Origin of the sequence: Synechococcus sp. BDU 130192 (genome assembly GCF_963876085.1) — a bacterium.
GTDB lineage: Bacteria > Cyanobacteriota > Cyanobacteriia > Cyanobacteriales > MRBY01 > MRBY01.
In genome coordinates, this window is sequence record NZ_CAWNNO010000055.1 from 116,796 (window position 1) to 130,822 (window position 14,027).

Consider the following 14,027-nt stretch of genomic DNA (forward strand, 5'->3'; position numbering starts at 1 on the left):
ATTGTGAATCAATCCAACCAACCGCCCTTAGAACCGTTATCCCGCCAACAGGTGCTCCTTCTTATGGGGATCACTGCGCTGTTGTTGTTTATTGTGGGAAATCTCTGGCGGTTAATCGGCAATGTAGAACTTTTGGCCTGGGAATTTTCGGGACTGGCTCTTATCCAGGGGGTGGCGATCGCCTTGGGGATCATTGTCGCCAGCAGTCTCCTCTACGCTGTCTGGGCGGAATACCGTCGCAGTGTCGATACTTACCTTGAATTTGTCCTCAAACCCCTGGCCGTGCCCGATGCCATTTGGTTGGGACTGTTGCCGGGACTGAGTGAAGAATTTCTGTTTCGGGGGATTATGCTACCGGGCTTGGGCTTGGGTTGGGGTGCCCTCTGTTTATCGAGCTTGATTTTTGGGGTACTCCACATCAGCGGCGCCCAGCAATGGTCCTACGCTGTTTGGGCGACGGTAATTGGGTTTATTCTCGGTTACAGTGCGATCGCCACCGGAAATTTACTTGTGCCTGTGATTGCCCATATCGTGACAAACTTCACCTCAAGCCTGATTTGGAAGCTCCGCCACGAAGCACCCTAGCCTTGGGCGGCAAAAATTGAGCAAAAAAAATACAGGACTTGCACCCGCCACGCCGTCTTACCTCAGCTTCTGACCTGGAAAATCCAGGGGGGAAGAACAGCTCTCAGCTTTCGTTTCCGAGTACAAGCTCGGTTTACTGCCGCGAGAACTTAATCGGCTTCCCAATTAGCTCAAGCATAGATCAACAAACAATATTGGTAGTCACCAACGCGGTAGGCTTGATCCTGTTAGAAGTCATCTTAAAGGATTTTTTTATCCTTATGCAACCGTACAAAGTTCGGCGATCGCCACCGGACTATCCACCTTGACAGAAAGGGTCAGACGCTCTTTGGGATTGTTTTGTACCCGCTCAATGGTGAAGGCTTTCCCACCATAGATTTGAGTTAAGGCAGCACTGAGATCTGCTTTCACCGCCGCAAATCCTTCATCGGTATTTGGCCCGTTCAGGCGGTCATTGCTGATGTAGAGAAATTCATTGCCCTTGAGGGTAATCTCTGTTTCTTGTTCAAGCAAGCTCCCAAATTTAGCCGCCGACTGGACTAAATCGGCGATCGCCTCGGTGTGGGGTTGATTTTCCACGCTACTCCAGCGCCGCTGGGCATATAGGCCATAACCCCCTTGGTGCTCCATCATGTAGTTGATTTCGTAGGTGACGAGCATAATCCCTGGGCCGTCGGGCACATGGCGGTAGTCCACCACATCAATTAAGGTGCCCCCAATTTTTTCATCCCGGATCCATCCTTGAAAAACGCCAATTAACGATGCCTCATCAAAACCAGCGGGCATTTGGGCCGGGAATTTTACACAAAAACGTTCAATATACACAAGCTTTTTTACTTTTCAGTGACGACTTAGACAATAATTGCTTCGAGCAACATTAAAGCAGATCAAGGCGGACATAAATGGGGTGAGCAACTTTGCCCACCCGGTTTTCTCTGAGGAACCTAACGCAGCATTGTGCCGTTTAGTTGATGCCAAATCCTTGCTTCAGGAGCCATTGCTTAAAGCTCACTGGGCTGGTAATCCCTGCCTCGATCATCCGACCGTTGCAAGCGTGGGCCGCTTCAATAAAGAGACGGGATTCTTCCACCAAGCGCTGGGACTGTTCAAGGCTGGCGGCTTTGTCTTTATGCTTCAGGGCGGAGAAGAAGAACTGGGCAAATTTCCCCTTGGCAAAGGGATCAAAGAACAGTTCCGTATCGTAGAAATACTTGCGGAACTCGGCACTCACCACTTCTGGATCATCGCTAATATCGATGTTCTGGAATTTCAACAGGGCCTGGGCCGCACTAACCATGGCGGCGATCGCTTTATCCGCCGCCAGTTGAACATCCCCATTTTGCGGATTGTCAAGCAGCACCGTTGCATCAAAGTGGAGACTTTCTGCGTCGGCCATACTAAAGTCCGTGAGGGTGACCACTTCTCCAGCACATTCACCGACACCAATATCCCCAAGGGTAAATTCGCGGGTATCGGCCCAGTCAGAATAGAACGAAGGATCTTCTTCGTAGCTAGGCACTTCCGTGAAGGGCTGGAGTCGCTCCTTCATTTCCTTACGGCCAATGCGGTTGAAAAATTCTGTAAATTTCTCATTCTCCAGGCGTTCCTGCATGAACGTATCAATGAGAAATTCCACCACATCGGGAATCCGTTTCGAGGGCAAAACCCCCATGGATTTGCCGTAGGTAGATGCATTATTCGCCCATTCCCCACCCAGTACCAGGTTAAAGTGGGGCACCCGTCGCCGTTGCACCTGACGACTAGAGCCATAGAAACCAATTTCTGCCACCATGTGCTGGGAGCAGGAGTTGAAACAGCCACTAATCTTGACGCGGATATCCTTGACCGCCTGGTCATACTGCCAACCCTTGAGGGCCATGCGACGCCGTAATTCCCCAGCTAAACCGCGAGAACTACCGATCCCCAATTTGCAGGTATCTGTACCCGGGCAAGCGGTAATGTCAATGATCGAATGGGCACCACCACTATGGAGGTTAATCGCCTTGAGATCCGCATAGAGGGCGGGAAGATCTGCTTCATGTACCCAACGGATCAAGATATTCTGCTCAACGGTTGTCCGTACCGTGTCATTGGTATATTTGCGGACGATATCAGCCAGACCCCGGAATTGGGGCGAAGTAGCATCTCCTAGGGGCAGAGAAACCGCGACGGTATAGAAGCCCGCTTGCCGTTGGGGATAGAGATTGGTGGTTTTCCACTTGGTAAATTCTTCCCCGTGATCAAAAGTTTGATCTGCGGCTACGGGGGCAGGCTTCCCTTTTTCTTCGTAGGCAGTGAGGCGCTCAACCCAGGCTGTCCAACCGGGATCAGCTTCGAGAGTCGCCCGTTCTTCGGTAACCAGACGTTTAAATTCTTCTAGGCCCAGTTTCTGCACGAGGAACTTAATCCGGGCTTTGTTGCGGTTTTTCTTTTCCCCAAGGCGGGCAAAGACGCGGAAGATGGCCTGGGAGAGGGGGAAAATTTCCTCAAGGGGCACAAAATCTTCAAAGAGTTTCGCCAGGAAGGGTACAGAACCTAAGCCGCCACCGACATAAACTTTGAACCCTTTGACAATTTCACCATCAATTTCTTTGGTTTTAGCGATGAACCCAAGGTCATGCATGGAAGTCAGACCACAGGGATGATCTTCACAACCAGAGAAGGCGATCTTTAGTTTGCGGCCAAAATCCTGGATATCCCGGTGACCGAGGAAAAAGTCCGTTAGTTCTTGGGCATGGCCTGTGACATCAAAGACTTCGTCGTGGCAAACACCAGCGAGGGGACAAGCGGTAACGTTGCGTACGGAGTTACCACAGGCTTCCCGTACCGTAATACCCACTGCCGCTAGGCGACGGTGCATATCCGGGACATTATCGAGGGAAATGAAGTGGAGTTGGATGTCCTGGCGGGTAGTGATGTGGAGAATGTTGTCGGAATATTCTTCGCAAATGTCAGCGAGAACATCCATTTGTTCGGCGGTCATCCCCCCATAGGGAATTTTGATCCGCTGCATGCCTGGGGCCTGCCATTTGGTATCGGGGCCTTTGGTGAGTTCTGTTTTGGGAAAAGGAATTGCTTTGGCTTTGACCCCATCATTCCGGAAGCCGTTATCGTAACGCTGACCGTAGGCGCCCCGACGAAGACGCAGTTCGGCAAACACTTTTTCGTCGAGTTTGTCCTGGCAGCGGAGGGCCATTTGGTTTTCAAAGGTGTCAATTTCTTCGGCCATCTGGGGCGGAATGCGATCGCCAAGGACCTCTTTCCAAGTTTTGGGAGTTGTCGTCGTGGTCATAGGGTGTTCTTCTTCTGTAGGAGCTAATTCGGATTGGCCTGGAATGGTTTAAGGGTCAGGCCCGCAATATCGATAAAAATTACTCGGATGTACTATGGTGACACAAAATTTCGGTGATCCGAGCAAGTCCGATAAAATCTGTAATTTTGTGGCAGGAAATCATAGGGGCGCAGATTGGGCATTTTGGAAGGGTTTAACGAGCCAGCGGACAAAGCGATAAATGTAGGTGAAAATCACAGGTACGACGATCAAAGTCAAAACGGTGGAGGTACTAAAGCCCCCAATCACGGCGATCGCCATCGGACTCCGGGTCGCACCGTCGGCTCCCAACTCGAGGGCAATGGGCAACATCCCGGCAATGGTCGAGAGGGATGTCATACAGATGGGCCGTAACCGGGAGACCCCAGCTTCGACGAGGGATTTTTTCAGGGTTTTACCTTCCCGTAGGCCAGAGAGGGTAAAGTCCACCAGTAAGATTGCGTTTTTTGTCACCAGACCCATCAACAACACAATGCCAATCAGGGCAAATAAACCCAGTTCCTTTTGGGTAATCATCAGCCCCAACAAAGCCCCCCCAATGGAGAGAGGCAAAGCGGTTAGAATCCCAAAGGGATAGAGGAAGTTGTTGTAAAGCAGCACCAGAATTGCATAGATGCACAGGACAGCCGCCCCCAACGCCGTGAGGAAACGGCTAAAAATATCGCGCATAATTTCTGCGTCGCCCGCGGGTTCAATAGTCACGCCAGAAGGTAAGGGGCTCATCACCGGTAAGGCATTCACAGCAGCAAAGGCATCCCCTAGAGACGTTCCTTCTAGGTTGGCACCCACTTCCACTTGACGGAAGCGATTAAAGCGGTCAATCTGGGCCGAACCACTACCAAGCTTTAATTCAGCCACAGCAGCTAGGGGGACTAATTCACCGGTGTTACTCGGTACCTGGAGATTTTTCAGGGTTTCAATGTTGCTGCGTTGGGCGGGATCGAGTTGAACGCGGATCGGGATTTGGCGATCGCTCAAATTAAATTTGGGCAAATTAAAATCATTGTCGCCAATTAAGGCCAGGGAAGCGGTGCGGGAAATGGCCGCCACAGAAACACCGAGATCGGCGGCCCGTTGCGGATCAGGCTGAATGATTAGTTCGGGTTTAACCAAGCTTGCGCTCGACGAAATGTCCACTAACCCCGGTACGCTGCCCATCTGTTGCTCTAGGGTCGTCGCTGTTTCTAATAGAAGCGGGGCATTTTCACTTTTGAGCACAATGGAGAGATCTTTAGAGTTGCCTGTCCCGCCCGTACTTTGGAAGGAGACCCTTGCCCCCGGAATCGTTTGGAAATCACGCCGTAGGGTTTGTTCAAATTCTGCCTGGGAAACCCGTTCCGCTTGGGGCAAAAGATTGACGTAAATGGTGCCGCTGTTGACGTTGGTCGCCGTTGCCAAAACACTACTCACGGCGGGATTGGCCTGGAGGCGATCGCTCACTTCCGTCATCACTTGCTCGCTATCAGCCAGGGTGGCACCGGGGGGCAGATCAAAGGCGATCGTACTAATGCCCGTATCGCTACTGCTAAAAAGCCCTGTAGGAATAAAGGGGATCAGCTGGAGGCTACCGATAAAAAAGGCCAGGGCAACGAGGAGGGTCGTGAGACGATGGCGCAGCGCCCAGCCGAGCAGATTCCGGTAAAAACCGGGTTGTTTCTGGCCATTAAAAGCCCCTAGTTTTGATTTTAGTAGGTAGGCACTCAGCATCGGCGTCATGGTGGTGGCCACCAGGGTCGAGAACATCGTTGAGACGGCGACGGTGACCCCAAAGGGTTGGAAGAATTGCCCTGGCACGCCCCCCATAAAGGCCACAGGCAGAAATACAGCCACAATGGTTGCGGTGGTTGCCACTACAGCGAGGCCAATTTCCCTGGCGCCATCGATGGCAGCCTGGAAAGGTCTTTTGCCCATTTGCAGGTGTTGGTCGATATTTTCAATCATGCAGATCGCATCATCGACTAAGTTACCGATCGCCAGGGCCAAGGCGAGGAGGGTCATCCCGTTGAGGGTATAGTCGAGGGCCTGCATTACAAAGAACGTCGGCACAATGGAGAGGGGCAAGGCGGCGGCGGTAATTAAAGTAGCCCGCCAGTCCTTGAGGAAAAAGCCCACGGTAATCACCGTTAAAATACAGCCCGCCCACAGGGCCATAATGGTGCCGTCGTAGGAGGCTTGAATTTCTGTGGCGCGGGTAAAAATCAAATCGAAACGGAGATCCTCTGGGAGGGTGGTTTGCAACTCGGCGATCGCCTTTCGGATCCCTTGATCAACGCCGACAACGGTACTCCCAGGACTCCGGAGTACGGAGAATGCCACCACTGGTTCGTTGTTGAGGGTCGCTGCCACCCTGGGTTCCCGGAAGCTATCTTCCACGCGGCCAAGGTTTTCTAAAGACACCAGATCTCCGTTGGGTAACGTGATCGGGTATTGCTGCAATTCTTGAATGCTCTCTGCGCTACCAAGAGTCCGGACATTTTGCTCATTGCCCCCCAGTTCGAGGCGGCCCCCCGGACGGTTGAGATTAAACTGAGCAATCTGGTCATTAACTTGGGTTGCCGTGATCCCCAAGCTCTGTAGCAAATCAGGATCGAGATCGACGCGAATCTCCCGGTCAACACCGCCCAGCCGTTGAATTTCGGCCACCCCTTCTACATTGGTGAGTTCTCGGCCAATGCGACGATCGATGAGATCACTGAGTTCTTCGACGGTACGCTCCCCAGAGGAGAGGGCATAGGTCATCACGGCTCCCCCAGCGAAATCAAGTTTTTGGACAATGGGATCAGTGATGTCCTGGGGTAGAGATGAGCGAATTTGGGCGATCGCATTGCGCACATCATTGGTCGCCTGGTCGGTGTCGGTGCCCAACTCAAAATTCACGACCGTCTGGGAATTGCCATCGGTCACGGTGGAGGTGATTTGATCAATATTGGCGAGGCTCGCGACGGAATCTTCAATTTTCTTGGTGATTTCCGTTTCAATCTCTTCTGGGGCGGCCCCTGGCTGGCTGACGCTCACGGTCACGGCAGAAATATCGATGTTTGGCGTATTATCAATGCCAAGATTCAAAAACGAATAGATCCCCACGATGGTCATAATCATGAAGGCCACGAGGGTCGGCACTGGATTTTTGATGGACCAGGCAGAGAGGTGAAAGGACATACCAGGGGCAACTGTTGCGATTTGTTACAGCTTCTATTCTAGGCATAGTTGTTGGCAATATGGGGGTTAGTTGTTGACCTGGAGTTGGGAGCCCTGCTGATCTTTGTAGACTTCGATGCGGCTTTGAAAGGCTTCCTTGAACTGGGGAATGTGGGTCACAGCGAGGATGCAGGCAAAGTCAGTGGCGATCGCATTGATTGCCCCGATTAAGCGGTTACAGCCTTCGGTGTCCTGGGTGCCAAAGCCTTCATCGATGACCAGCATTTGCAAGGTGGTGCCTGAACGGTAGGCTAAGAGTTTTGCGAGGGCGAGGCGGATTGAAAAGTTGATCCGGAATGCTTCCCCCCCGGAATAGGTTTCGTAGGCGCGGGTGCCCCGGGCGTCGGCAATGACAATATCAAGGGTGTCGATCATCTGGGCGGCAGTTTTTTTGCTGCCTTTCTTAGCTTTTTGGGTGAGGAACTGCACATGGAATTGGTGCTCTGTGAGGCGACCGAGGATTTGGTTGGTTTCGGCCTCTAGTTGGGGCAGGGCATTTTCGATCATCAAGGCCTGAATCCCATTTTTACCGAAGGCTTGACCGAGTTCGTGGTGGATTCGGTATTGGCGCCGCAGTTCCTTGAGTTCTGTTTTGCTGTTTTTCTGGGCGGTGGCGATCGCCTGGAGATTTTCTAAGGATTGTTGCCGTTGGCCGCGTTGGGTAATTGCTGTTTCTAGGGCTTGGCGACAGGTTTGCAATTGATTCTCTAGGTGGTTAATCTCCCCTTGATCAGCGTGAAGATTGTCTAAATTTTCCTGCAATTGCATAATTTGTTCTTCGAGTTGCGCCAGCTCCGTTTGGGCGACCGTTTGACGTTGGTTTAGATCCTGTAGTTGCGCTTCGAGGCTGGTTTGTTGCCGTTGGGCTTGGCCCAGTTCGAGGTAACGCTGTTGCCAAATTTGCCCCTGCTGGAGTGCTTGGCGGAGTTGTTGGTGGGCGTTGCGGTCGTAGTTGAGGCCGTTTAACTGTTCTTGGAGTTGTACGAGGCGGACTTGCCAGGGAGATGTTTGTCTATTCTGGTCGAGTTGATGGCGCTGGGTTTCAAGTTCTGCTTCTTGTTGGGGGATTTCCCGTTGGAGGGTGTCCAGGCGTTGGCGCGCTTGGTTTAATTCCACCTCTTTGAGTTCTGCCCAACGGTATTCTTTTTCAGTTTCCCTGGCGATCGCCAATTGGGATTCATCGTATTCCAGGGTCTCTAATTGTTGCTGCACTTCTGCCAATTCTGCCCGCAGATCATCGGCGTAGGCTTCCAGGCGGAGGGCGCGCTCTAGGTTCAGTAATTCCTGTTCTACCTGTTTCAATTCCTTTTCGAGGGCTTGGTTCGTTTCAATGGCCTGCTCCAGGCGGATCATCTGTTGGTCATAGCTTTCATAGCTACTCCGGACTTGGTCGAGGGCCGTCAGTTTCTGGTTGTAGTCGCGCAGCAGTTGATCACAACGTTTAAGTTCATTTTGGAAGGTGAGAATTTCTGCTTCAGTGGCACTGTATTGGGCCTGGGTTTTGGCCATCACATTTTGGTGGTGGTCATGGTCGAGGTTTTGTTCGCAGAGGGGACAAGTCGCCCCCGGTTGTTGCAGCAGGGCAAGTTTTTGTTGGAGCTCCTGGAGTTGCGTTTGACAGTTGCGTTTAGCGTCCTGGAAACGGACTTGTTGGGTTGAAACATCAAGGTGTTGTTGCTGAATCTGGTCTAGATGTTTTTTTTGGCGGTCTAGATCGGCCATGGTTTGATCGAGGCGTTGCAATTCCGCCCGCTGTTGGGGAATTTGGGCAATTTTTTCCGCGAGGTTTTGCTGTTGCTGTCGAGATGCGGCCAATTGTAACTTCAGTTTTTCGGCGGCCTGACTAATTTGGTTTTCTAGCTGTTGCCGTTGCTGGAGGAGGGGTTGGGCTTGGTGGTGGGCGGCTTCGAGGCGATTGAGCTGGTTGCGGGTGCGCTTTAGTTGGTCTAGGGCGGTGGTCAAGTCGGGGGCGATCGCCAAGGTTTCTTGGATGGCGGCTTGCTGCTGGGTGAGGGTCTCGATCTGTACTTCTAGTTGCTGAATCTGTCGTTGTCCCTCGTTTTCTTCGGCCTGGATCGTTTGCTGAATGGTTTGTTGTTCCTGCTGGAGGTCTTGGTATTGCTGGGATTTTTGGTTGAGCTGTTCTTCCTGCTGCTGGAGGGTTTGCCAACGTTGGTATTCGGCTTCGATGGTGTCGGTCTGGTGCAGAATCGCTGTATTTTGCGCTAAATCCTGTTGGAGTTGTTGGGCCTGGGTGCTGAGGCGCGTCAGGTCTTGGTGGCGGCGCTGGTACTGTTGCTGGGACGTATCGACTTGGTTTTTCAGGAATTGCCGTTGTTGGGCGATCACCTGAATTTTTTGGAGCTGCTCCTGGAGTTGGTTTTCCTGCTGCTTGCCCTCGCTAATGGTCTGTTCGATGGCGGCGAGTTCTGCTTCTAGCTGGGGTTTCGCCCGGAGTTGTTCAGTTTGAGGCGCGAGGCTTTCTTCGAGAAGATCGGCCTTGAGTTTAAAAGATCTTGCTTTGTCCTTAGCGAGTTGGGCGAGGCTTTCGTAACGGTCAAGCTTGAGGAGATCACTCAAAATCTTTTTGCGGTCTGCGGGCTTGGCCACCATAAATTCATCGGCGTGGCCCTGGCGTAGATAGGCGGAATTGATAAATGTGTCGTAGTCTAGTTTGATCTCTTGGTCGATGAGCTCTTGGGTTTCCCGGATCCCCTTACCCGTGATGGTAGTAAAGTCCCCCGTTGGCGATCGCACTTGGAATTGTAAAGTCGCCCCTCGCCCCCGCGATCGCATCCGAATAATGCGATAAACCTGTTGGTGACAAAGTAGCTCAAAATCAACCCGTACATCCATTTCGCCCATGTGGATCACGTCATCGGCACTGCTGGTGCGACTTTTGCCCCAGATCACCCAAGTCACCGCTTCTAATAGGGATGATTTCCCAGCTCCATTTGGCCCACAAATACAGGCCGTGTGAAAGCCCGTGAAATCTAGAACAGCATCACGGTAACTGAGGAAATTTTTCAGGGTAAGTTTTAGGGGCGTCATGGGTAGACTGTCGGTGACAAACGCTAATCCCCATCATATCCCCGTTGTTTCGTCCCCCAACCCCAAAGAATTTTATGGATCTGTCATCTCGCGAGAACCTGACTGCTACCATGGACGCAGAAAAATCGGTGGTAGCCGGAAACGTTTTGCCCTGATTGATGGTCTACAGTTCCAGTCCTCCCTCCCCAATTCCCGATGAAAAAGCTACTCTTTACCGCCTGTTGTTTTTTGCCTTTGGCGATCGCCCCCCAGGTACGGGCCGAAAACCTAACCCACCTCAGCCAACTGCTATCAAGTCGTCAATGTCAGAATTGTCAACTGACCCGGAGCGGCCTTGCCAATGCCCGTTTAGATGGGGCTGACCTGCGGGGGGCGGATTTGCGTCAAGCGAACTTGAGTCGAGCGGATCTGAGCCTTGCAGATCTGCGGGGGGCCAATTTGACGGGAGCTTCCCTGGTGGGGGCCAATTTAGCCGGGGCTGACCTAGAAGGGGCCAATTTAGACGGCGCGGATCTCCGGGAAGCCTATTTAGCCGGGGCGAATTTTACCAATACTTCCCTGCGGACGTTCTACATTGCGCGGGCGGTGGGTTTGTTGGATGCTCCTGTTTCGGCGGAGCAGCTTTATCAATGGGGCTTTGTGGAAGGGGAAAATAAAAATCACCGCATGGCGATCGCCTACTATGATGCCGCCGCCAACCAAGCACCCGACAATGGGGCCATTTATCTATCCCGGGCGATCGCCCGCTACCAACTGCGAGATTTTGCCCAGGCCCAACAGGATGCCACCTTTGCCCAAACCCTGTTTACCAGCCAAGGATCGACCGTGGGTGTAGATGCCAGCCAGAGATTACTCGATGAAATTGACCTCGCCCTCAACCCGAAACAAGATTCTGGAAATACTGCTGGCAATATCCTCAGCGCCATTAGTTCCGTGCTATTGCGCTTCTTCTTTTAATGAAAATCCATGGAGAGGTTTTCGCCATCTTTTTTGTTTCGGCCTAAGAGGCTATTTATAAAGTAAATGAATTTTTTAATTTGTCCCCTAAATCTCCCCAAATTGGGGGCTGGGGGCTTCATAAATGGACTCTAAGCTCAATTGCGGTGATTATTCTGGTAGCGGATCCGCGATCCGGCCCACTGGAGCTTATCGCGAATGGTTTGGTAAAACGAATAGGTTTCCCGCAGGATAATGAATTTGCAGTAGCAATGGGCCTTTTGGACATTGACCCACTGGCCCGGCCAAACTGAAGTAGCCAAGGCCCCATCCATCCAGAGCTTGTTATTCAGATCGTAGTCTCCGAGGGGCCAAATATCGACATTGGAACGGGCTGGCAAGACAATCGGGCGACTCGACAGACTCAAAGGACAGATGGGCGTCACTACGATCGCCTCTAGGCCAGGATGCATAATTGGCCCATTTGCAGAAGCGGTGTAACAGGTTGACCCAGTGGAAGTCGCCACCAACAACCCGTCCCCGTGGTACTGATCCACAATGGTGCAATCGACTTCCATTTCAAAGACGGCTGTGGGCATCCGGTCAACGGCGGCAGGTTTGACACACATTTCATTGAGGGCATAGAAGGTTTCGCTGACAATTTCTGGATCTTGGCGATCGCCTTCACAGATTTTGGCCTCTAACATCATCCGAGTTTCCACCGCGTAGGTGTCGTTGCGGAGTCGCTCCCAAAGGGCCTGACTATTTTCAAGCTGCTCAAAAGGTTCAGTCAAAAAGCCCAGGTGGCCGCCGACATTCACCGCCAAAATCGGAATATTTTCCTTAGAGAGGTGGCGGGCTGCTGCTAAAACGGTGCCATCTCCCCCCAGGACGATGGCGAGATCAATGGGTTCACTGACTGAGGCCAAAAACACAGGGTAAGGATTATCCTTAAAGCCGCTGGGGCCGAGCAAAATCCGACTCCCCTGGGCTTCTAATTCGTGGGCACAGCGTTCGGCCCATTTTTTAGCGAAGGGGTCACCCGCTTTATAGGCAATGATTACTTGATCAAGGTTCACGGCATTTCTAAGATGACTCGGGGCGCACCTGAAAACTTTGTTGGCTTTGCTCGACCCCAGCCGTAAAGGCAGCGGTGGGTCTATCACTACTATAGGTAATTACCCAAAAGGTGGTCGTTTCTGGATAGACATAATTCACCTGGGTGAGGTCGCCTCGGTTCAATTCTAAGCGCCCTTGATCCGCCGTTTGGGTAAGGCTCACCGTAATGCCAGCGGCCTGGAGTGTCGCCACCTGTTGTTGGAGGTAATCCTCTAAGGTCAGGGTTTCCGGGCGTTCTTCTTGGACGATGGTGATGCTGTTCAGGCGATCGCCCTCTGCTTGAAAAGCGAGCAATTCTAGGGTTTCGGCATTTTGATTAAGCCACTCAAGGCGATCGCCTTTATCCCAGGCCTCTAAGGTGGCTGCCAGGGCGGGGAGATCTAAGCCTGGATTGCCGCCCACATAGCCCGGTGGAACGTCCAACTGCACCTGTTCCGTAGTGAGGGTTTGCCATTGATTGCTGGGGGTCAGGGTTTCGGTTTCCAGGCCAGGGGGATTTGCCCCGCAGCCCCACAGAAAGAGCAGCAATACCCCCAGTCCTAAGCTGCGCCATTGGCGTAATTTCATCGTGAACACTGTCCCTTTAGCCGCGTTTTTCTACTGGAATATAGATTTGATTATGCACACCGGTATAGACCTGGGTCGGCCGGAAAATCCGGTTGACACCCAGTTGTTCTTTCCAGTGGGCAAGCCAACCCGCAACCCTGGCGATCGCAAACAGGGGCGTGAATAGATCGCTCGGAATCCCTAACTTGCGGTAAACCAAGCCCGAATAGAAATCAACGTTGGCGAAAATTCCCTTGTGGCCGTATTTTTCCTCAACGATTTTTTCTAATTCCAGGGCAATCTTGTAGTACGGGTCTTCCCCTTCGAGTTCAAACAGTTCCTCCGCTAACCTCTGGAGGATCACCGCCCGGGGATCTTTAACCTTATAAACCCGGTGGCCGAAGCCCATGATCTTTTGTTTATTCGCGACACAGGTCTCGACATACCCACGAACATTTTCGACGGAGCCAATTTCTTCGAGCATCAAAAGCACTTCTTCGTTCGCCCCTCCATGCAACGGCCCGGCCAAGGTGCCAACAGCAGACGCAATCACCGCGTAGGGATCCGTCAAGGTAGAAGCCGTCACCATCGCCGAAAAAGTGGAAGCATTGATCGTGTGTTCGGCGTGGAGCATCAAGCAAATATCAAAAATCTTCGCCTGGAGATCGTAGGGGCGACGCTCGGTCATCATGTAGAGAAAGTTCGCCGCATAATCAAGGCTATCGTTGGGCTGAACCGGATCATTTCCTTTGCGCATCGAATTGGCCGCCGCAACCATGGTGGGAATTTTAGCTAGTAAGCGGACAACGGCGTGGCGAATGTACTCTGGATCATCCAAGGCACGCCGGGAATAAAATAGCCCCAGGGCCGCCGCCGACGTTTGCAGAGAATCCATCGGGTGACCGGTTTCCGGAAAACATTTCATCATGTCCCGGATGCGGTATTTGATCCGACGGTGATAGAGAATATCGTTTTTAAAATCTTCAAGTTCCTGGTAGGTCGGCAGTTCACCCCAGATCAGGAGGTAGGCAACTTCGAGGAAAGAACTTTTTTCGGCCAATTCTTGAATCGGGATCCCCCGGTATTCGAGGATGCCATTTTTTCCATCGACGAAGCTAATGCTGGATTGGGCTGCAGGAATTCCTTCTAAGCCGGGTTTAAATTCGCAACCAGTCGTCATACTGTGTACCTTGATTAGATCCTAAAAATAATATTGAGGCTAATTTCTTGATGCCCGTGGCTAACTTAGCCTATCACGGGG

The 14,027-nt window shown here is 52.1% G+C and carries 9 protein-coding genes and 1 other RNA gene; 2 read left to right on the top strand and 8 right to left on the bottom strand.

Annotation, left to right across the window (positions count from 1 at the left end; translation table 11 throughout):
* Positions 1-3 precede the first annotated feature (3 nt).
* Positions 4-585, top strand: a complete 582-nt coding sequence (locus AACT35_RS11925; protein WP_030007426.1) for a CPBP family intramembrane glutamic endopeptidase — start codon at positions 4-6, stop codon at positions 583-585.
* 39 nt (positions 586-624) lie between these two features.
* Here the strand turns inward: AACT35_RS11925 and ssrS are convergent.
* From ssrS to sbcC, 5 genes are all read right to left on the bottom strand, one after another.
* Positions 625-807, bottom strand: a non-coding RNA gene (gene ssrS / locus AACT35_RS11930) — 6S RNA.
* A 36-nt stretch (positions 808-843) separates the two neighbouring features.
* A complete protein-coding gene (locus AACT35_RS11935) occupies positions 844-1,410 on the bottom strand; it encodes a hypothetical protein (protein ID WP_030007427.1) in 567 nt (188 codons plus the stop codon).
* A gap of 139 nt (positions 1,411-1,549) precedes the next feature.
* Positions 1,550-3,877 carry a nitrite/sulfite reductase gene (locus AACT35_RS11940; protein WP_099239649.1) on the bottom strand — a complete coding sequence of 776 codons (2,328 nt, stop codon included), beginning with the start codon at positions 3,875-3,877 and terminating at the stop codon, positions 1,550-1,552.
* A gap of 159 nt (positions 3,878-4,036) precedes the next feature.
* Positions 4,037-7,075, bottom strand: coding sequence for an efflux RND transporter permease subunit (locus AACT35_RS11945; protein WP_099239651.1), 3,039 nt, complete (start codon positions 7,073-7,075; stop codon positions 4,037-4,039).
* 66 nt (positions 7,076-7,141) lie between these two features.
* The gene (sbcC, locus tag AACT35_RS11950) at positions 7,142-10,165 is read right to left on the bottom strand and encodes an exonuclease subunit SbcC (protein WP_099239653.1); all 3,024 of its coding nucleotides are present in this window, start codon (positions 10,163-10,165) and stop codon (positions 7,142-7,144) included.
* Positions 10,166-10,360: 195 nt separating this feature from the next.
* On the opposite strand from sbcC, the gene AACT35_RS11955 reads away from it, so the two are divergent.
* Positions 10,361-11,122 (top strand): pentapeptide repeat-containing protein, encoded by a 762-nt coding sequence (locus AACT35_RS11955; RefSeq protein WP_099239655.1) that lies wholly within the window; start codon positions 10,361-10,363, stop codon positions 11,120-11,122.
* 137 nt (positions 11,123-11,259) lie between these two features.
* On the opposite strand, the gene AACT35_RS11960 is transcribed toward AACT35_RS11955, so the two are convergent.
* From AACT35_RS11960 to AACT35_RS11970, 3 genes are read right to left on the bottom strand one after another with little or no spacing between them, the layout of a single operon-like run.
* Positions 11,260-12,180, bottom strand: a complete 921-nt coding sequence (locus AACT35_RS11960; protein WP_012308220.1) for an NAD(+) kinase — start codon at positions 12,178-12,180, stop codon at positions 11,260-11,262.
* A 7-nt stretch (positions 12,181-12,187) separates the two neighbouring features.
* On the bottom strand, positions 12,188-12,787 hold the full coding sequence (locus AACT35_RS11965) for a hypothetical protein (RefSeq protein ID WP_099239657.1): 600 nt from the start codon (positions 12,785-12,787) through the stop codon (positions 12,188-12,190).
* A 16-nt stretch (positions 12,788-12,803) separates the two neighbouring features.
* Positions 12,804-13,946, bottom strand: a complete 1,143-nt coding sequence (locus AACT35_RS11970) for a citrate synthase (protein ID WP_012308218.1) — start codon at positions 13,944-13,946, stop codon at positions 12,804-12,806.
* Between the last annotated feature and the right edge of the window lie 81 nt (positions 13,947-14,027).